Genomic DNA, 21,201 nt, shown 5'->3' with positions numbered 1-21,201 from the left:
GTATCTAATTTAGTTCGGTAGCATCAAAAATGAGGCAAAATATTAATGAATTATAGTTTTGATTATTTTGCGATCATGTGATTGTTGTTTTGTCCGGCCTATTCGCAGGACTTTATCTTATTTCCTGCAAACGTTTAGATCGTACCTTATACCATATTCTAAATTTTCTGATTTTTCTTTTTCCAATTGGTTCTCTTTTCAGTTAGATTCTCAAAATTTTCGTATATATGGGGCCTTGATTCTCTCATTCCATCTATTATGGGTTTTGCCTTATGCCAAAATGGGCTAGGATTAAAAATATCAAAATAAATGTCCGCGGAAATTAGACCATGACTAATAAATGTCCCTGACAATTCAAAAAATCCACACACTGCAACAAAATGCGATCTTTCTTTTGATGTTCCAGAATATTTTTCATGGTACTCTTTGTAACTAATAGCATCTAATTCATCTAAAAACCATAGTCTGGAATCTCTATGAGTATCATATATTTTGTACAAGTCTAGAATTAGACCTGCTTGATTATCGGAAGACACGTTATACTACATTATATTGTGCCTGATAAAGATATGAATATCTATTGCTGGTTTACTAATATTATTTAATTACTGAACCCCGCGGGTTAAGTCTCATGTTGTTTTGAGTTGATGCTGAGATGAGTTAGCTAATATAGTAGGATTAGGCAAGGTCCTTTACAATAGAGATACTACTCTAATATCTTCTTGTGGTTAGGAGGGAGAAAAAACTAATTTCAAGATAGTAGAAAATATTATTCATAATGATAATTATTATTCCACGAATATTAGTAAGGGAATTAGGTAATTGATCTTTGACTTATACTAATTATATTTTTGATCCCATTCAATATGAGAATAATACAAGGTTAAATTGGAATACAGTTGCTCCTAAATATTATGAGGATTGGGCCAGCACTTACACAGGACCTTTCAAATCAACAATTGAATTAGTTAAACTAGCTCAAATAAATCAAAATGACGTAGTTTTGGATTTAGCTTGCGGAACAGGTGCAGTTGCAAATGAAGTAATTAAACGCATTTATGATAATCACCATGATGATCATATTAATAATGGAGCCGTTCTGGTGGGAACTGATATATCTAGAGTCGCCTTTCAATAGCTAAATCATCGATAACCCGTAGATTCCAAAAGTCATTTTTTGTCGAAATGGATTCGGAGAATTTAGGCTTTCGTAAAGCCTCTTTTAATAAGGTCTTGTGTCAGTTTGGTCTGATGTTTTTTCCAAATACAGTACATGTTCTTAAACAGATAAACGATCTTTTGATCAAGGGAGGAAAATTGGTCATATCTGTTCACGGAACTTCTGAATGTGTTCCTTATTTTAGCTGTATTATGAATTCTATTTTAAAATCTATTCCTGATATTAGACCAAAAGGATCTCCATCAGTTCATACATTTGGTAATCCTGGCGATTCATACATTACATTAGAAAATGCATGTTTTTATGATATTTCAGTTAAGAAATACACTTATTTTTATAAGGCAGGTACTTTTGATGAGTATTGGTCTGACTATATGTCTTCCACTGCAAATTCAATACGTTCTACAATTGAGTCAGAAGGTACACATGAACTTTCAACTATTAAAGAGGATTTGAAAATAAACGCTAATAAATTTACAGATAAAACTGGATTACTTAATTTTCCTTGGGATGTACTAATTGCAACTGCTAGCAATAAATGATCTATTAGTGTTCGATTGTGCTTTGTCGCCTAACTCAACATATTTAGCTGGAATGAACAGATTGATTATTTGTGATAGACTGGCCCTCTTACAATCGCTCATTAGTTCAACGCGGTGAGATCCTCTTCTCGTATGATTTCCTTGATGGTTGGGGTTCAGAGATAGAGAATATGAATATAAACAAAAAGGGTAAACCATTTGTATTTCCAGATTCTTTCATCTTGGCCATTGGTTACATTCGCTATTTATTTCACCTACCATACAGACAAACCCAAGGTATAATTAAGGCCACAGGAAAAAGGTTACCTGCTAATCCACCAAGTTATGGTCACATCTGTAAACGAATCAACAAGCTAAACATCGATATTAAAAGAGACAAGATGGATGACGATGATGACCTAATAATATCAATAGACAGTACAGGTATCAAGATTACTAACAGAGGTCAGTGGATGGATGAGAAATGGAATACACAAAATAGAAAAGGATATCTCAAGATCCACGTTGCTGTAGACATAAAGACCAGGAAAATCATTGCTTTGGAAGTGACAGATGAGAAGGTACATGATGGGAAAATGCTAAAGAAACTAGTCAATCATGTTTTGGATTCGAGAGAACCAAACACTGTAAAGATAAAATCGGTACTAGCTGATGGAGCCTATGATTCAAATCCAAACTTTGTGTATCTTGAGGACAAAAAGATCAATCCAGGTATAAAGGTAAGAAGGAACTCTATTGTTTCTCCTAAAAACAATAGGTTAAGGAACAACGAAGTAAAGTTACAAGCAAAGGATCTGTTGAAATGGAAGACAAAAAGAAAATACGGACAGAGATGGATATCTGAAACTGTGTTCTCAGCTATAAAGAGAATGTTTGGTGAATACACATCAGCAAACAGGTTTCAAAACATGGTAAAGGAGATCATGATAAAAGTATCATTGTATAACATTTTTAGAAGAATATAACATGATGATCATGATGATAACCGGAGAATAAGGAATTATGCAACAAAGCAGTTCGATTGATGATTCCTGATGGAAGGTCCATGCGCTTTCCTATGCTTGATTGCAATATCAAACAAAAATCTACTAGATAATGAATTTAGATTGTTAATTTACTAGTCTTAATTATGGTCCACAAGGATGCATTTTTGATATATGTAGGGTCGTTTGCGAAATATTAATGCTTTATTTTTCTTATCCCGGTCAAGACAAAAATGCACGTAACGTCTATGGGGAGATGGAAGCCCTGATCACCAATCCATTTATATCCAACCCTCATTCATACTGCCATGTCAACTACTCAATTTAGTTCACAATCACGTGGACAGTATGAAGCAAGGGCTTACTCTGCCGCGGACCCAAAATCTCAACTTGTCCCAACATCGATCCCAAGACGAGATCCTGGTGATGACGATGTTCAGATCGAGATCCTTTTCTGTGGTATTTGTCACTCTGACCTACATCAAATTCGTAATGAGTGGAGTGCAATGCCTACCGTTTATCCATGCGTTCCTGGACATGAGATTGTTGGCCGAGTCACAAAGGTTGGCAACGCAGTCACAAAGTTCAAACCCGGTGACCTAGCTGCCGTCGGCTGCTTGGTCGACTCTGATGGCGAATGTCCCAACTGCCAATCTGGTCTGGAGCAGTTCTGTCCGCACATGACCCTGACCTACAACTCTTCAGATATACACCTTGGAGGTGTCACATATGGAGGCTATTCCGATAGTATTGTCGTCAAAGAGCACTTTGTTCTACACGTTCCTTCCAACATGAATCTTGCTGGAACCGCTCCTCTCTTATGCGCTGGTATAACTACATACTCTCCCATGCGTCATTGGGGTGTTACCACGGGGAAAAAGGTAGGGGTAGTAGGCCTTGGAGGACTAGGTCATATGGCCGTAAAGTTTGCTCATGCACTTGGGGCCCATGTCGTAGTTTTTACTACTTCACTTAAGAAGAAAGAAGATGCAATGACCTTAGGCGCAGACGAAGCGGTTGTTTCGCAAAATACCGATGAGATGAATAAGCACGTAGGCAGTTTCGATTTTATAATCGACACCGTTTCTGCAGAGCACGATATTAACGCGTACCTACAATTACTCCGCCCCGATGGCAACCTCACACTCGTTGGCGCTCCGGACAAGCCTCATGCTGTCTCTGCTTTAAGTCTTTTATTCAATCGTCGCAGCCTCTCTGGCTCGCTTATTGGAGGTATTGCCGAAACACAGGAGATGCTCGAATTTTGTAGCAAACATAACATTACCGCTGATGTGGAAATCATCCCGATCCAAAAGGTAAACGAGGCTTATGAGCGATTGTCCCGTGCAGATGTAAAGTATCGCTTCTCAATTGATATGTCCTCTCTTAAATCTCAGTAACATGGCGAGGCCTACTACTTTTAATTTTATGTCTAAAACAGCTCAATAGGAGCTAAAATTTACAATAATATTTATGCTCATCAATTTTATGGTAACATAATATGAACCAATATTGCCTTGTTAAAGCTTAATCAATGGGTTTATTCATATGTTACTATTGATGATATCATTAGTAGTATTTTAACCCTATATTAGGTAAAGTAGTGTTAATTACAATAAACAAAATGATATTTAGATAATCAAATATTACCTTTTCCAGATGGCATGGTATAAACCATAGTATTGGAATCGCAACTTTGGAAACAAAGAATCAGATTCAGTGTAGTTATAGACAAAGATAATAATATAATAAATACGATTACAGTTAGAGATTTTCCTTTTGCATTGACATTTAACCTTGGTAAAAGTAAAATCGAAGTAACCGATTCATATTATAAATTACTAATCTAGGGATCCTCTTATAAATATACTTCGAGAGTTCTAACCAGTGAAAGATGTATTTAGCATCAATGTATTCTCAAAACTCTCGCCGTTGTTATGACTTGATCTTACAAATGGTTGTATTTCGCCGGTTTTGTTATCCCACCATGAGATGGAAACATGATTTTCATGAGCTATTATTGTAGCATTGGCTGAAAAAGAAGTGTTATTACTTATGTTAACTGGGATATCAAATGTATGTCCTCCATCCACACTTCTGGTAAAAAATAATTCCCAATTTCCAGTCTTATTATCCGGCCATACGATATAGAGATTATTTCCCGAAGAGGCCATCGGTGATAGAAGCAGAGGCTGACAACAAACCTTCTGGAATGAAATTCCAAAGATTGAATTATTGTTTATGAAGTTGTTTGTTATAAAAAATGCAAGCATGACAAACAAAGACAACGAAGCAAAGTAAAAAAGAAGCATATTATAGTTATCTTTATACCATCCATCCATTTTAATATTTATTCGATTCACTTGATACCCATCAATATGGTTATTTGCTATTATGTTGGAGTATATACGAGAATGATGGAGATCTCAAATTCTCTTTAATATTTAGCCAAAGGGTGGAAGAATTGGACCTAGATTAATCAAATCTCATTCGTTATCCTTGAAATAGTGTATATCTTTCCTGTGGTTTATTACCACAGGGTCGAATTTCAGCGGTAAGTTACAAGCAACAAACAAATAACTTTTTGGTCAACTTGAAGTTTGTTAAGAAGATGCAGTCAGTAATCCTTGTTCTAGTGTGTTTGATTCCATACCTGTTATTATGTTCTATCCTAGTATCCATTGGCTCCGTTTATTCTGATATCCCAAGAAAAGAAATAATGGATGATTTGAAGGATGTTAAAATAATAAGTCTAGAAACTGGAGAGGTTGTTCAGAATAGGTCATTAAATACCCTCTCGACATCGGCACTAGATGTACAACGAGTTGCATTTTTTGAAAAAATAAATCAATTAAATTCTACAATGTGGGTTGGTGATAACCTACTAAGTTCGAACGACATCAATAATATCTCTTCTGTAGCATATGGAATATTAATTGATGGTGACAGAGATTCTTCAACTGGTAAAGAAGGCGTTGACTACCAGTTAGAACTCCAATGGATTAATAGCACTAGTTCACTAAACTTGCAAAATTGGAACAAACTGTTACTGGAATATTCTTCTCTAGGTCAATATAAAATTATAGATTTGCGGCAAAACTATACTGGTTATCCTAGCTTTGAAGGGAAGAATAATAATTATGTAGTATTTTCACTCGACATGGGAAAGATTTCTGTCAGCCCAGCATACAGAATGATGTTTTATAACTTAGTATCGTATAATGATGGGACGATAGGAATCGATTTAACCAATTGGATAAATATTCCTGATGATGCATTCACAATATCTACCTCACCTGAAGAAATCACATTAAGAAAGGGTGAGACAAAAACTATAGGATTGCAAATTTTATCTAGTAGTGGGAAAATATCTGCCATTACCGATCTATCCGACCTTGAAAATTATACATCTCTTAACGTTGAATTAATAAATCAAAACGATAATCTTACTAATTCCACAATCGGAGGTTCAACTACCGAACCTATCCAAATCGGAATTAGTGCACCTGAAGATGCTAAAATAGGGATACATACTATTCCGGTTACGGCCAATATTTCATTTGGATCCAATTTTCCTTCAAATTTTATCGAGTTTCAGAATAAATATCCAATTTTTATTGATACTAAAGGATATGAAATCAAAAACGGGAATTTCACAGTTAATGTGATCGAACCATTAACTTTTCAAGAGGAATTAAAAAACTTTTGGTCGGCCTATGGTTCGATGATAACATTAATAATGGCAGGATTTGCTGGCGGGTTGTCAACATTATTCTTCGAATATATAAAAGAAAGAAAGAATAAGAATAAGAATAAGAATCCGGCGCAGTAATCGGCGTAGTCTTTGTTCAACTAATGCCTTACTACTTTATGATTAACACCTGCAATAATTCAAGTCAATGTACGCGGTAGAAAATATCCTAACTTATGACCTGATTAGTCTACCAAATCATGAGAATTTTGCAAATTACTTATTCAAACAACGGTTGGATCGAATTAGTGGGAGATTAAATACCTTGTAGTAATAGAATTTCATTGAACCCCTTGTTCGAAGTGATACAGGTAACAAAGGTTTAATCATCCACTATGTAAGTAATCTCCTTAATCTACAATATGAGCCATCTCAAATTATATTTCATAATTACATGATTCTTATTTAGAAAGTCTATAGAAATAATGGGTAAATTAATAATTCAGTTATTGATTATGTTTTTTTTCATCGACCTGCAACATAAGTAGAATTGGTTGATTCTAGGCATCAGTCTGATTAGTGGAATCACGTTGTCCAATCAGTTGCTTAGCCTGGTCGATATGATTTTTTGCACCACTGTAATCACCTTTATCTATTGATTTCTTTGCTTCATCTAAATGAGAGTTCGCATCAGGACAATCAAAACAAATTGTTGCATACGACGACTGATATATGTTGATTTCAATCATACTAAAGAGACCAAAAGCGATTAGTGCGACAGTAAAAAAAGTTTTAGACTGAGGATTCATTGAATTTTCATGATACGTTCACATATGAAAAATTTCCATGAAATTCAAACTTGTTTTATTGGATATCAAAATAACAAACATTCTGATTAAATAATTAATTGTCTACATTTTTTAATTTACAAGGGGACGAGCAAATTAGTTTGATCTTTCCAATGGAGTTTGAACATGACAGAAAAATTGCGGTTGATCCTTGGATATCAAATCACTCTTGATCATCTAGAATTGCTGCGCTGTTAGAAATGAGATACTAACTATAGCCATGGTTTGAATGAATTGTGACCCTGTATGTTAAATGATACGGTATTTTGATTGTCATTCGTTAATATAACAAATAGGATTAAACATTTTGTATAATAGTGAATCTTGCTAGAAGCAAATAATTAATACTTTAAACTTGCAAGGAATTGGATTTAGATAAATTGTATCGTATATATCCAATTGGTCTAAATGCTTATTTGGAAAACTATTAAGATAATTCAATACGTTGCTCAAACCGAAATCAGAGGGATCTGATAGTAAAAACTTCCGTTTCTTTCGAGAAGTTGTTAATAATGTTATTTATTGAGGTATCAAAACACTAGTGTGTATGTTACTAATTATCTTTCTAGTATTACTAAATAGTGATTCCATCCAGGAACTCAAATGAGAAGATGTCAATACAACCAAGTCATAATTCATTTCATTAATTTCATCAACTATTTCATCTATGGTGTTACCTGTCTTAAATTTATATGAGACTTTCTCACAACCAGCATGTTTAATCTTCTTTATTTTCTCTTCCATTGAATCTATCAAGTCACCTTCAATATTATTCACATTATCTTGTTTTTTTACATCATTAATGATTTGTAGAATTGTTATCTCGGCACCTGACAATTTTGATAAATAAATAGCATAATTAATTGCCTTATTTGATTTATCTTTTCCATCATGAGTTACTAGAATTTTTCTAAAGGATGGGAGAATAAATTCGGAAATAAACTCTTTCGGATCTGGAAACACTGTCGGATCTGGAAACATAGGTATATTATTAAAACGAATTATTTAATAATATCTGAGAATTATTTTACAAAACTTAAAACAGTCGTTTTCAGTTTAGAATTAGAAGAAAAATCAATGGGTAAGTAGACCTTTGTGCTATATTGTTACCATTGTAAATTGTAATTACTGAATTTAGTATTCTGAGATAATGTGTCATCCTTGTAAGCATCATCCATTTATGCCGTATTAGTCATGAGTTCAGTCTTGCTATTTTCAATCCATTCTTATGTTTGTCAAGAAAATAGTAAACTGTTATATTACATTCTTATCGATAATTTTACCCTAACGATTTTTGATACAAGTTATATCGTATAATATTAAGTGTTATTTATCAAATTGACCAATATCAATATCAACAAGAAACAAATCTCGATTTTGGCTGTAGTCACAGCGATGGCAATTGTAATGACCGTGTCTCCAGTTGGAATGAACTTTTCTAACAACTTCGCATTTGCAGGTGGAAAACACCATGACAACGATGATGATGATGGTAATAGTGCATCACAAATTATAGCACAAGTTCAACACTCTATCCAGAACAGCCAAGTAGTTTCTGGTGGCGATACTGAGGATTCTGGAAACAATTTCAACTTCCAAAACCAAGAAAACGAAGGTAACAACGCTTTGGCACAGAGCAACGATGGTGATGATGATGGTGGTAATAGTGCTTCACAGGCTATTGTTCAATCCCAATCATCAAAGCAGAACAGCCAAGTAGTTTCTGGTGGAGATTCAATAGGCTCAGGAAACAATTTCAACTTCCAAAACCAAGAAAATTCTGGAAACAACGCACTAGGACAACAATAATACATATCTTTAATCTTTTTCATTTTATTTGTTTTAGTTATCTTCATAGTATCTTGTAAATCAAACTAGCTAGATGGATTATCCACATCGCAATTCTAAATTAAATATGATTTCTCGATTCAAATCTAACATATTTGCTCTAAATAATCCTTACTATAAAGATCGCTAGAGAATAAAGCATAAGGCTAGGATTTATCATTATTTAACAAAGTTCCTTTTTTTGCAAATAGACATTGTTATAACCATAGTAATAATCTTACAGATAACTCGGGCTAAATTTCTTCACATGATTTTTCTATTGGAATGATCCACAAGATGAACAGGCTTCAGACATAATATTCCATTTGTTCTTTTGTTTCTTTATTTTCAAGTTGACTTGTAGGTCTACAATAAATTCTAATTAATGAAAATTGAAAAAAGTAAGACAAAAAAGTATATTGATCTTTATGACGATTAATATTATATTGGAGTAACAGATGAAACCAGAGTTCATGGATTATCACGATCCCAACATGACAATAGTAAAACCCCTAAAGATGAAAGATTATAATATGTCTGATCCACAGATCCACAGACTACCCGGTCTGCTTTATTGCATAACTAGCAAGTGTATGTAAATCTGCAGAATTAACCAAAAAAGTAACATAAATAGATCAAATCCGTTATCTCTTTAGTTTTTGAATGCTTTGAACAACTAGTGTTTCAACAGCCTCTCTTGCCCCTTCCAATAATAGAGAATCCTGATGGGCCATCAATAACTTGTCAAAATTGACCTTGGAGAGTCTCTGTGCAGGCACTATTGCAGTAACCGGATCTATCGATACTTGAGGTGCAGAAATATACATACCGTCTGCTCCAAATACATGTTTGGATATACTGTCTGCTCCCAGAAGGAGTTTATCCTCTTCATAGTAAAGTGAAATATGTCCCGGTGTATGCCCTGGAGTGTGAATGACCTTAAGACTTCCAATCGTATCACCATCAGATATCTGCTCATCCACCATAATAGGTTCGACATCGAAACTACCATATTCCTTTGTCAATGCTTCCATTGAGACTCCAAGCTTTTCTAATTTATTAACTGTTTCTTGTGCGGTAGGAGGACCACTATAGGGTGGGTTATGGCTCAGATATCTTGCCTCAATCCAATGGGAATAAATCTTAGCTCCAGATTTCCTTTTTACTTCATTGGCGGCTTGTGAATGATCCATGTGGACATGAGTTAAGATTATACGTTTTACATTCTTAATATTATAACCAATGTCGATCAGATAGTCTTCAAGTATTGGTAACTGTGAAAGAAAAGAAGGATCGATCAATGTCAAATCATTTTGATCTTCTACAAACAAGTAAGGGAATACCTTTCCGCGGGGATCAGGATGGGTTATACCTTCAATTGAGTAGACCTTGGGAGTTATCTGTGCCATACGATTTCAATTAGCTAACCAAATGGATTTGTAAACTTATATAGTTTTATATCAATTCCGATTGGGTGCCACTATATCGCAAAACCGGTTATCATATTGAATAATCTGTCAGAAATTTAGTTCATGCTACCATTAGTTAACGCGAAAAAGAGCAAGTCTTATTAATTTCAGTACCTTTACTTGGCCATGAAAAGGAAAATAGGACCTCTTCTAATTGTTCTGCTTAGTATAGCGGATCTAATTGTACTTGTTGGAATGCTTCTAACTTTACCCACCAATGCCACAGGGGGCATTATTTATTCCTTTGATTTCTTGGTAGTCTGTCTTCTCGCTTTTAGTTTTAGTCGAAGATTAAAAGTATCCAAACATAGGAAAGGATTCCTGTTCAAGTATTGGTATGAAATACCTGGAATGATCCCAATTGTAGTGTTTGCTTTGGTTGCACAAGGGTCAGATATTCCTGATGGAATCATTACAGTAGGAGTAATGTTAAGAGGATTAGCGATGATAAATGCATTTAAGCTATCGCCTAATTTGGAGGAAAAATCAAAAATACTGGGCGGGCACGTACTATTGCAACTGTTTATAATCTTCTTTTTGACTCTTATAATCTTAACATTCTTGTTTTATTCTGCAGAACATAAAACCCCCAATTCTCAAATAAAAAATATGGGTGATGCCCTCTGGTGGACAATCCAAACTACATCAACAGCTACTTTCGGACCCAATCCAACTACCGACGTGGGCAGAATAGTAGGAACTATTACTATGTTTGTTGGTGTTGGAATTACTGGCACTTTTATTTCAACCCTTGCTGCAGGATTGACCAAGTCCCGGATTAAAGATACACCTAACAACGAAAACGACCCCGAACAGATACTCAAGATGAGATTAGCAAAGGGCGAGATTACCAAAGAAGTTTTTTTAGAACTTAAAAGGTTGATATCATCTGAAGGAAAGAATTAATCAAATGCTTCAGGGAAGAAGCGTGCTAAGATTGTGAATTCCTTTCTTCATGATCTTACTCCACACAAATGGTTGATGAGATGAGAATATGTTAGAATCTGTTAAACAATTACTGGTGAAATGGGATGGATGGATTTAGTTCTTAATTACCTACTTAGTCCAAGTTAAATAGCAACGAGAACATACAGATATGGTTATATTGTAATTTATTGTATGAATAAAAACCTTGTAATTACAACATACTATATAACCTGAATGTAATAAAAGTATAGCAATGTTTTAGATAATAAATATAAGTGATAATTCATAATCTAAAAAACCATGAATAAAATATACTTATTTGCAATAGCAAGTATTCTTGCAACAGCTTCCTTGATGGCAGGTACCTTTACGTTCACAGCAATGGCTCAAGCCCCAACGACACCAAGTAGTGACGCAAGCTCAACAACAGACACAGCCGCCTCAAATGCAACAGGAACCAGTGGAAACGTCACTGGCACAGACAACTCAACTGCACCGTATTAGGTGTAAGTTGCCTTTAAAGCAGCAAAATTAATTTTTTATTACCTCCTTTTTTTTTCTATCAATATCTATTTTGATCTTCTCAAATTAAGAGTCAGAAGTGACGGTTTATTATCTCAAAAACCTCCTTAATTTAAAAAATATTATTGAGGATATCATTATTTGGCTATGATTTTCAAAATATTGGATACTAAATTGGCAACTATTTAAAACAGACTAAAAGTAATTCGAAGTAAACAAAAATGGACAATATCTTTTACGATTGCGAATCGATGATTAATATAGCATATACGTTCCTAATAATACTATCGTTTTTTATCACAGCAACTATGACTGACATCATCAAAATGTTTTCATGATTTAAACATAGTCAGATATACTTGAGCACAATTCTTTCTATATAGCATTCGATCCTTTAGTTCCATGTAACCTGTCTTAGTCGTCGCCTAAATCCCAAACTGTCCTTCAAAATTGATTCTTGCTTCTTTACCCTTTTCTTATTTGTGTTAATATTATGATATGCGGTCAAATACATATAGTTAAAGATCAAAGTTTGTGAACAAATTCAATAACTTGTCTCTAAAATGCATATAGGAATTAAGAGTATTATGACCTGCATGACCTTTTTTTATTTGTTCAGTCTTTCTGTGACTTGATATAATTATATTGATATTTAGATTAATTTTATGTAATATTTATATCAAATTGAAGTGATACTATATATATTTTCAACTATGAATTACCATTCCATTTTTTGTGATAAGATAATCCTTATATATTAGCGTTCTGTTAAGAGGATTTAGGTTACTAAAATTAAAAACCAGATGAAATAGTTGGATACGACAATTCAGTTTTGTGTTCTCATAGTGGGGACTATAGGTCTAGCAACCATTTTTGGTACTTACCTTGCTAGAATGATAACCTTCGAAATGAGACCATTGGAAAAAACTCTAGCTAGAGTAGAAAGCGGCTTTTATAGAGTAATTGGAATAAACGCAACTAAACAAATGAGTTGGAAAGAGTATTTTCTTGCTTTATTTATAACAAATATGGCAGTAGTTGTATTTATTATCCTCATTTTAACATTTCAGAATTATTTACCTTTATCAGAAGGTAAGGGGGGGTTTTCTTTCGATCTTGCTGTTAATACGGCGATTTCCTTTATCACTGATACAAATTTACAACATTATGTTGGCGACCAGCAATTTTCCATAACTTCTCAGATGGTCGCTATAACTTTTACGATGTTTATAGCCCCGGCATCAGGAATTGCGGCTGCATTTGCATTTATCCGCTCCTTCATACGAAAAAACTATGGCCTTGGCAATTTCTATGTAGATTTGACAAGAATTATTATAACACTTTTACTTCCGGTGGCTGTCGTTTCTGCACTTGTCTTGATGGTTATTGGACTTCCACAGACCCTTCAACCTTCTATAGAGACAAACACACTAGAAGGGCTTGTAAATAATAATTCATCAAATACTCAAACTATCAATATGGGACCCGTTGCATCTCTTGAATCAATAAAACTACTAGGTAGTAATGGTGGTGGATTCTTTGGTTCTAACTCTGCTCATCCATTTGAAAACCCAACTGGATTATCAAATATGTATGAGATGTTTTTGATGCTTATAATCCCACTCTCCTTTCCAATAGCATATGCTCGATTAATGGGTAAGGGGAGAGGAATAGCAATTCTTATAGCCATGCTGATCGGATTTGGAACTCTAATTGTAATCGCAACTTCAGTAGAAAGCGGTCCGTTACTACTTGAAACCCGATTTGGAAGTTTTGGAAGTATTCTATTTGATACCGTTTCTTTAGGAACAAACACGGGAGCGGCAAATTCTGCCTTAGCGGGAATGTCGCCTGAAGCCACGATTTCCTTTTTCCTAGCTATGTTTGTGCAAGCTATTCCCGGAGCAGTAGGGACAGGAATGATGAGTATGATTATCTTCGTTCTATTGACCCTGTTTATAGTAGGACTCATGGTGGGTAAAACACCAGAGTTTATGAGCATGAAAATAAGACCCAAGGACATCAAGTTAGCCGTCTATATCTTTCTTTTACATCCTGCAATAATATTGATACCCACTGTTATAGCGTTAGGTACGGGAAATGCACAGGCGATAATAGGTAACGAAGTTACCCCAATGGGCTACACTCAAACATTGTATGAATATACCTCAGCAGCCGCTAATAACGGGTCGGATTACTTTGGCGCATCAGCAGATACTCCATTTTGGAACTACTCTACTGCAATTGTGATGTTTCTTGGCAGATATTTGCCACTTGCCTTAATGTTAGCAATAGCAGGATCATTTACACTTAAGGACAGGAAAGAAGTAATAGAACCAATTAAAACTCAGGGTCCACTGTTTATAACGGTATTAGTTACGCTTACCTTCTTACTAACCGCCTTGACTTTCTTCCCGTTCATAATTTTGGGGCCATTTTCAATTTAGGAGATTAAGGAGCCAGGATAACAGGAATATGACTGTATCAAAATCAAATAACAATAACGGTAAAAGCAGTATAATATCAGCTATTAATTCCATAGTAATACTTGATTCAATAACAAAGATGGATCCAAGGTACCTTGCAAAAAACAACCCGGTTATGTTCACTGTAGAACTAGGATTTCTAGTTGTCCTTTTTGCGGCAATATTCCCGAACATATCTGAAACGTTTGTATCTCAAAATCAAATATTCTATATAGAAGTAGCCATCATCCTTATTCTCACGGTATGGTTTGCTACCTTTTCAGAGTCTTTGTCCGAAGCTCAAGCAAGGGCTCGTGTAGATTCGCTAAAGAAGTTGGAAAAGGAGGTGACTGCAAGAAAATTAGAACACGGAAAGGAAGTAGTCGTCAAATCATCTCAGCTTAAACCAGGTGATGAAGTAAAAGTGTATGCTGGCGAATATATTCCTAGGGATGGATTGGTTGTAAGCGGGGTAACCTTTATCGATGAATCAATGATGACAGGTGAGTCCAACCCTGTATTTAAGGAAAAAGATGATCACGTACTGGGTGGGACCATAGTAACCACAGATAGTATCGTAGTAGAAATAACTGCAGAAGCTGGAAAAAGCTATTTAGACGAAATGGTTGGCTTAATTGAAAATGCAACTAGACCCAAAACACAAAATGAAATAGCCTTGACCATTCTTTTGGCTGGTCTGTCTCTTATTTTTATTACCGTGATTGTAACTTTGTTGTTTTCTGCCTATTTTTTGGGCTACAATACAGACATAGCCACGTTGGTAGCATTATTGGTTGCGCTAATGCCCACCACCATTGGAGGTTTACTTCCAGCTATTGGTGTGGCAGGTATTACTAGATTAGGTAAAGATAATATCATAGCCAAGTCAGGTAAAGGAATTGAGGCAGCCGGGGATTGTGATATTCTTATCTTAGATAAAACAGGAACAATAACAGAAGGTAGCAGAAGTGCTATTGAATTTATTCCTATGGCAAAATATACCGAAGAAGATGTAGGTCAAGCAGCATATGCAGCATCTATACAAGACAATACTCATGAAGGTAAATCAATTGTGGACCTATCTGAGGAGAGAAAGCATCTTCCACCAATGCTAGAAAAAATGATTTCTGCAAGACCTATTGAATTTACTGCAGAAACTAGGGTAAGTGGCATAGAATTCATCCCAAGTAAAGTTGTTAAACTGGATAAAGACGATGAAGAAGAGCTACGAAATCTTGCAAAAACAGTTACAAGTCAACAAGAAGCAGATTCATCAACACTTGAGAATCTGGAAGATGTTATCGACAGGTCTAGTCATGGTAAAATACATGATATGTTACTAGATATGGAGAAAAACTCATTTGCAAATCCAGTAAAAATTCTCAAAGGTTCGGTGGATGTAATTATTGAATTAGCAAAGTCGAATCCTAGCTTAAATACTGCCGAACTAAAATGGAAAGCTCAAGAAGTAGCCAAGAAGGGTGAAACCCCGTTAGCAATTGCGATTAACGACGAAGTAATAGGATTGGTAGTCTTAAAGGACAACCTCAAAGAAAATATCCGTCAAAAACTCGATGAAGTCCATACTGCAGGAATAACTACTATTATGATAACAGGAGACAATCAGGTAACGGCTCAAGTAATAGCTCGAGAAGCAAACGTTAATCAAGTAATGGCTGCAGCCAAACCAACTGACAAGCTACAGAGAGTATTAGAAGAACAACAAAAAGGCCACATTATAGGGATGGTTGGCGATGGGACAAATGATGCACCTGCATTGGCTAAGGCTGATATAGGATTAGCCATGAATAGTGGAACAGCTGCTGCAAAAGAAGCCGCAAACATGGTAGATCTTGACTCTGACCCATCTAAAATCCTCAAAGTAGTAAAACTAGGAAAACAATTGTTGATGACTAGAGGTGCAATTACTACCTTTAGTATCGCTAATGACGCTGCAAAATATTTCGCAATTCTTCCCTCGATGTTTGCAGATGATAATCCTAAACTAGCATCCCTAAACATAATGCAACTTTCAAGTCCAGAAACTGCAATTCTTTCAACATTAATTTTTAATGCTCTGATAATTCCTGCACTTATTCCTCTTTCATTAAGAGGAATAAAATTCAAAGCTGAGCAAACACAGCAGTTATTTGTGCGAAATATTCTTATTTATGGAGTAGGGGGCGCAGCATTACCATTCGTAGCAATAAAGGCAATAGACATGTTACTTTCAACATTCATGAGTTAAAGAGGTGAAAAAAATGGAAAATAAAAACTATGAAAAAGAAAACGAATCTAATAACGAAAAGCTTACAGCTAGTTTGATACTTGGTAACCTGAAAACTGCAATTAGAGTTTTGGTTGTCATGGTAGTAGTTCTTGGAATTGCCTATCCACTTATTCTGGCCGAAGTAGGACAGCTGACTTTGCCTTTCCAATCTAGTGGTAGCATTATAGAATTTAAAGGCGAGAAAACTGGTTCAAAATTGATAGCTCAGGAATTTGATTCAGACATGTTCTTTCACTCAAGGCCGCCAAGCGATTCTGCTTCAACAGTAGATCCCCATTTAACTCCAGAATCGGCATATGCTCAAATCAAAAACGTAAGTGAAGCTACGGGGATACATCAAAATACGCTGAGAACCTTGCTGAACCTAAACATTGAACAGAACAAGGTAACAAATGCACTTTTCTTTGCTCCAGATTACGTGAATGTATTACAAGTAAACTTAGAATTAGTAAATCAGTACCCAGAAGTCTACAATCGCTCGGAGGTATCTAATCTCAATTGAAAAAGATGAAAGGAAGAGAGGTGATTAAATAATTGGAAGGATTGATTGTTGTTAGTGCATTTATCTCTTTTTTGGTGATATCTGCAGTTTCTTTAGGATACTCATTGGTTAAAGCAGAGAAATAGTATTAGATAATTACACGGCAGAACTAGCAGCTATTCATCCTGACTCATAGCTTCTGTGACTTTGTTTTCCACGGACTGTCATTTCCTGTCAGTGTCTGATTTGATATGTGCTGGTTATGAGTGTTGTCCAGGAGCACGTTTATTTGTAATTTGGAAATATAAGAATTGAACAAAGAAATATTAATGCTGTACTTTGGTCGGTCATAATAGTAGTATTAATTTTAACTTTTTGTAATTTGATCCTCTTGTTAGCATTCTTATAGTGAATCCTAATTCTAATAAGATCATTAGAAGTTCATTTGATCTAACTAGAGAACTACAATAACTATACAAAGCATTTGATACTAGAGGAACAGATGGCTTAATACTCGGGGAGTTAAAATATTCCATTAAGGACATTTTGTTCAAAAGTACGATCACAGTTTCTTATTTACCCTACTACCAATTTCTTTGCTCAAAATACATCAAAGCAGAATGAGATGAAAGTTAAGGGGACTAAAATTATCCTTGCTAGATCAAATAAATCTCAAAACTGCCTAGCTTGAACCTCATTTGAGATTTATGTTGCATATGGATAACATGACACATAGAAAAACGTATGACTAACTCTCACTTACCTATTTTCAATGAATGAAAATGAAAGGATCGATGACAAACAAGAAAATTTTTCGAAATCAGGACTGAGTCCTTTCAAATCTGCTATGTATAGAACACTCTGGATAGCAGCTCTCTTCTCTTATGTTGGTGCCGCAATGTACGACGTGGGGGCATCTTGGTTAATGACTTCTCTTTCATCTAATCCATTATTTGTTTCTCTCATCACAACCGCTACTGCTTTACCAATTTTTCTATTTGCGTTACCATCAGGAATATTATCTGACATTTTTGATCGGCGCAGCATACTCCTTGTTACTTGTGCATACATGTTTATAATATCTACTTTACTAGGAATTCTTACTCTCATTGGTCTTACCACTCCAACAGTACTTTTGATATTTACTTTTGCATTAGGCGCGGGTCTGACTATGATTAAAACTCCTATCATCCCCACATTGAGCGGACTCGTTCCAAGATCCGAACTGCCTGCGGCTCTTACTCTTAGTGCTCTGGGTGGTAACATAGCCCGTGTAATTGGCCCAACAGTTGGTGGTCTCATTGTGGCCGCAATTGCGCCCTGGGCCGTATTTTTCATTAATTCAGCTGCCTTTATTGGAATGATCATTATCGTAAATAGATTGCCAAGAAAGTCTGATATTTCGCAAAATCAAAACTCACTACCGCCAGAGAATATAGTAAGAGCTATCCGGGTTCAGATACGGTATATACGTCATTCTCAAGCTGCACGTGTATTAATTGTGCGTGCTGGTCTGTTTACATTATGTAGCAGTGCTGTATTATCTCTCTTACCATTCTTAGCTAGACATGAATTAGGGCTTGATTCCACTGGATTTGGACTCCTGTTAGGGTCATTTGGTATGGGCGCTATAGCTGGTGGAATTGCAATTTTGCCAAGGTTACGCCCTAAGGCGTCGGTAGAATCTCTGATTACAGGTTCTGTAGTATTACTTTCTATTGTAACATTTGCAATAGGATATATACAAGATCTCTTAATTCTTTGCATCGTAATGGCTTTTGGTGGAGCAGGTTACATTACAATATTGTCAACATTTTATACGATTGGAATAAAATCTGCACCAAAGTGGATTGGAGCTAGAGTGTTAGCAATCTATCTTCTTGTACTCAATGGTGGCTTGGCGATAGGGAGTGTAATTTGGGGTACAGTTGCTAATGTATTTGGTATCCAAATCACACTTTCAGTTGCCTCATTAGCCTTGGCTGCAACCATTATTGCCAAGAAACGTTATAGCAGCACTTTGTTGAACGATCTGGATTTTACACCCGTAAGCGATCATTGGTCTCTTCCCCCTCAATCTTCAATTGACCCTTCACAGTATGAAAATCAAGCACTAATAACAATTGAATATAACAAGATTGATCCAAGTCTCTCTGATGAGTTTGAGCATAATGTACATGAATTAGGACGTCTTCTTAAGAGTGAAGGAATGGCATATTGGGAATTATTCCAAGATCCCACAGATACCGGTCACTACATAGAAATCAGAATAGCCGATACTTGGACTGATCATATGCGTCAGCATGAATATGTTACCAAAAACGTTCAAGTTATGGAAGATAGAATCCGTGCACTTATCAAGAATTGCCCCACACCTACAATATCGCACTATATAGGAAAATCACCTCTCAAATAGCTTCTCTATAGAGTCATATTTGCGCGTAAGAATAAATTCAAACTTTACTGGGTTTATTTCGAAAATCCTTGAGATTAGCCCTATGATACTTTGTGTCCTTACTTTTCCTTCTTCAATTAGTTTGTTCATCAACCAAACATTTCCTTGAAAAAAGTAGAAATGAAAACTAACATCATTTTATACAAGAAAGGACCGGCTTCAGTCTTGGTTAAGCGATCTAGTGCATAATTAGTACAGGTTAATGTGTTCTTCTGGCTATTATTATTAGTGTTTTAACTATATGAAATTCATTATTCTATAGTTTACCAGTCCTGATACTGTATGCTTGATATATTATCGTATCTTCGGAGTCTGTTTCTGAATACCTCATTCATTATCCTGTATTTTTTTTCCAACAGATGACATGTTCCGCTACTATCCTACTTCTGGAATGATTACGGTTGTGCTCCTTTTCTTCTACAAATAACTCGCGGTCTATCCCCTCTTGATATGTGGCGATGATTTTTGTTCCGGATAGTCTTCTTCTACACCAAAGAACCCAAGGTCAAACATGTTTAGGACATTCTTTGAGATATCAACAGGACGATTAATTTTGTAAACGTTGTAATCATGCTTTTTGCCTCCTTGGTTGTGTTTTGTTTTATGGATTATCAGTCCCCTAATGCGTACAGATCTTGACCGTGTGCATCCTTTTCTTACCAGAATAGAATAGTCTTCTTTTCTTTTTGTTCTTTGATGGTCTTGGTATAGGCTGTTCTGTACAGTCTACAAAAGCCATAAAGCCAGGGAAATACTCTTCAAATTCTTCCATCGTTTTCAACCTTTTAGTTACATTGTACAGTTTTTGATGGATTGGTAAACAATTTTTAATCAAGGATTCTATCTTTTCTATATCCCTGCATACGTTATTCTGGTCTAAACCAAATAGAAATTACATCAATGTATAGGTGACGTACAGACTACAGTACACCAAAACCATGAATACTCTATCCTTCAAAATAAGCTTGAAACGCATCCCCACACCTATATCTCGTCCTCTTTTTCTTTTGGAAGACAGAAGCTTTATCTCGTGTTTTGCATACTTTGATTCTATTTCCTTATAGATGTCGTCAAACTGTTTGACCGAAAGAACTGTGAATGATATGAAAATAATTGGTTTTCTGGATAATTTGGAGTAGGATAACAAAGGGAAATGACATCTTTACATAACAGAGAAGGATGGAAATAAAGCTGTTTGGCTATACGCAAGATCTGATTAACTCAATTTAAAGATAATTAGGAGCATTTTAGTGAAAACCAGTAAAAGAATTATCAGACATCGTGTTAAATATCGGTCAAATGAATTTTATAAAACATTGACTTATTTCTTGATATGTTATAAAACCACTCCAAGACCTGAAAAATGTAGATTCACTTTTATCTTTTATATTTATTAACATACTATGTACTATATAGTCAAAATCTGGTGATTGGATTGTGGATTTTATTATCAATAGGAATTTAGTTTTGTTTTTTAAGAAAAGTTAACCTGTGTCACTTGAGACACATTCATTTAATTAA

18 protein-coding genes are annotated in these 21,201 nt (G+C 35.3%); 12 read left to right on the top strand and 6 right to left on the bottom strand.

Annotated features, from left to right (window positions below):
- Positions 1-158: 158 nt before the first annotated feature.
- Positions 159-536 (bottom strand): DUF4760 domain-containing protein, encoded by a 378-nt coding sequence (locus NMY3_RS15430; protein ID WP_196816697.1) that lies wholly within the window; start codon positions 534-536, stop codon positions 159-161.
- Between the two features lie 293 nt (positions 537-829).
- Between NMY3_RS15430 and NMY3_RS15425 the strand changes: the two genes are divergently transcribed.
- From NMY3_RS15425 to NMY3_RS15410, 4 genes are all read left to right on the top strand, one after another.
- Positions 830-1,138, top strand: coding sequence for a hypothetical protein (locus NMY3_RS15425; RefSeq protein ID WP_196816696.1), 309 nt, complete (start codon positions 830-832; stop codon positions 1,136-1,138).
- Positions 1,135-1,722 (top strand): methyltransferase domain-containing protein, encoded by a 588-nt coding sequence (locus NMY3_RS15420; protein ID WP_196818606.1) that lies wholly within the window; start codon positions 1,135-1,137, stop codon positions 1,720-1,722. Before NMY3_RS15425 ends, NMY3_RS15420 begins: the two co-directional genes overlap by 4 nt.
- Positions 1,723-1,793: 71 nt before the next feature.
- Positions 1,794-2,687, top strand: a complete 894-nt coding sequence (locus tag NMY3_RS15415; RefSeq protein ID WP_196815659.1) for an IS5-like element ISThar1 family transposase — start codon at positions 1,794-1,796, stop codon at positions 2,685-2,687.
- A 326-nt stretch (positions 2,688-3,013) separates the two neighbouring features.
- Positions 3,014-4,105 carry an NAD(P)-dependent alcohol dehydrogenase gene (locus tag NMY3_RS15410; RefSeq protein WP_196816695.1) on the top strand — a complete coding sequence of 364 codons (1,092 nt, stop codon included), beginning with the start codon at positions 3,014-3,016 and terminating at the stop codon, positions 4,103-4,105.
- 480 nt (positions 4,106-4,585) lie between these two features.
- On the opposite strand, the gene NMY3_RS15405 is transcribed toward NMY3_RS15410, so the two are convergent.
- Positions 4,586-5,068, bottom strand: coding sequence for a hypothetical protein (locus tag NMY3_RS15405; RefSeq protein WP_196816694.1), 483 nt, complete (start codon positions 5,066-5,068; stop codon positions 4,586-4,588).
- 248 nt (positions 5,069-5,316) lie between these two features.
- Between NMY3_RS15405 and NMY3_RS15400 the strand changes: the two genes are divergently transcribed.
- Positions 5,317-6,537, top strand: a complete 1,221-nt coding sequence (locus NMY3_RS15400; protein WP_196816693.1) for a hypothetical protein — start codon at positions 5,317-5,319, stop codon at positions 6,535-6,537.
- A 419-nt stretch (positions 6,538-6,956) separates the two neighbouring features.
- Here the strand turns inward: NMY3_RS15400 and NMY3_RS15395 are convergent, their stop codons facing one another.
- Both NMY3_RS15395 and NMY3_RS15390 read right to left on the bottom strand, forming a co-directional pair.
- Positions 6,957-7,205, bottom strand: coding sequence for a hypothetical protein (locus tag NMY3_RS15395; RefSeq protein WP_196816692.1), 249 nt, complete (start codon positions 7,203-7,205; stop codon positions 6,957-6,959).
- Positions 7,206-7,763: 558 nt separating this feature from the next.
- A complete protein-coding gene (locus NMY3_RS15390) occupies positions 7,764-8,225 on the bottom strand; it encodes a universal stress protein (protein ID WP_196816691.1) in 462 nt (153 codons plus the stop codon).
- A gap of 357 nt (positions 8,226-8,582) precedes the next feature.
- Here NMY3_RS15390 and NMY3_RS15385 point away from each other — a divergent pair, with 357 nt between their 5' ends.
- Positions 8,583-9,053 carry a hypothetical protein gene (locus NMY3_RS15385; RefSeq protein ID WP_196816690.1) on the top strand — a complete coding sequence of 157 codons (471 nt, stop codon included), beginning with the start codon at positions 8,583-8,585 and terminating at the stop codon, positions 9,051-9,053.
- Between the two features lie 662 nt (positions 9,054-9,715).
- Here the strand turns inward: NMY3_RS15385 and NMY3_RS15380 are convergent.
- Positions 9,716-10,480, bottom strand: coding sequence for an MBL fold metallo-hydrolase (locus tag NMY3_RS15380; RefSeq protein WP_196816689.1), 765 nt, complete (start codon positions 10,478-10,480; stop codon positions 9,716-9,718).
- 186 nt (positions 10,481-10,666) lie between these two features.
- Here NMY3_RS15380 and NMY3_RS15375 point away from each other — a divergent pair, with 186 nt between their 5' ends.
- The 6 genes from NMY3_RS15375 (at position 10,667) to NMY3_RS15350 (ending at position 19,641) form a co-directional block, all read left to right on the top strand.
- Positions 10,667-11,446 (top strand): ion channel, encoded by a 780-nt coding sequence (locus tag NMY3_RS15375; RefSeq protein ID WP_196816688.1) that lies wholly within the window; start codon positions 10,667-10,669, stop codon positions 11,444-11,446.
- Positions 11,447-11,767: 321 nt separating this feature from the next.
- Entirely contained in the window at positions 11,768-11,971 is a 204-nt protein-coding gene (locus tag NMY3_RS15370) for a hypothetical protein (RefSeq protein ID WP_196816687.1), read from the top strand.
- A gap of 830 nt (positions 11,972-12,801) precedes the next feature.
- Complete coding sequence (gene kdpA / locus NMY3_RS15365) at positions 12,802-14,436, top strand: potassium-transporting ATPase subunit KdpA (protein ID WP_196816686.1); 1,635 nt, start codon at positions 12,802-12,804, stop codon at positions 14,434-14,436.
- Positions 14,437-14,464: 28 nt separating this feature from the next.
- Positions 14,465-16,702, top strand: coding sequence for an HAD-IC family P-type ATPase (locus NMY3_RS15360; RefSeq protein WP_196816685.1), 2,238 nt, complete (start codon positions 14,465-14,467; stop codon positions 16,700-16,702).
- Between the two features lie 13 nt (positions 16,703-16,715).
- The gene (locus NMY3_RS15355; RefSeq protein ID WP_196816684.1) at positions 16,716-17,246 is read left to right on the top strand and encodes a potassium-transporting ATPase subunit C; all 531 of its coding nucleotides are present in this window, start codon (positions 16,716-16,718) and stop codon (positions 17,244-17,246) included.
- A gap of 751 nt (positions 17,247-17,997) precedes the next feature.
- The gene (locus tag NMY3_RS15350; RefSeq protein WP_196816683.1) at positions 17,998-19,641 is read left to right on the top strand and encodes an MFS transporter; all 1,644 of its coding nucleotides are present in this window, start codon (positions 17,998-18,000) and stop codon (positions 19,639-19,641) included.
- A 658-nt stretch (positions 19,642-20,299) separates the two neighbouring features.
- Here NMY3_RS15350 and NMY3_RS17125 read toward each other — a convergent pair.
- The gene (locus NMY3_RS17125) at positions 20,300-20,452 is read right to left on the bottom strand and encodes a transposase family protein (protein WP_196816682.1); all 153 of its coding nucleotides are present in this window, start codon (positions 20,450-20,452) and stop codon (positions 20,300-20,302) included.
- Positions 20,453-21,201 lie beyond the last annotated feature (749 nt).

This window comes from Candidatus Nitrosocosmicus oleophilus, from assembly GCF_000802205.1.
Taxonomy (GTDB): Archaea; Thermoproteota; Nitrososphaeria; order Nitrososphaerales; family Nitrososphaeraceae; genus Nitrosocosmicus; species Nitrosocosmicus oleophilus.
This window is presented reverse-complemented; position numbering and strand designations above follow the sequence as displayed.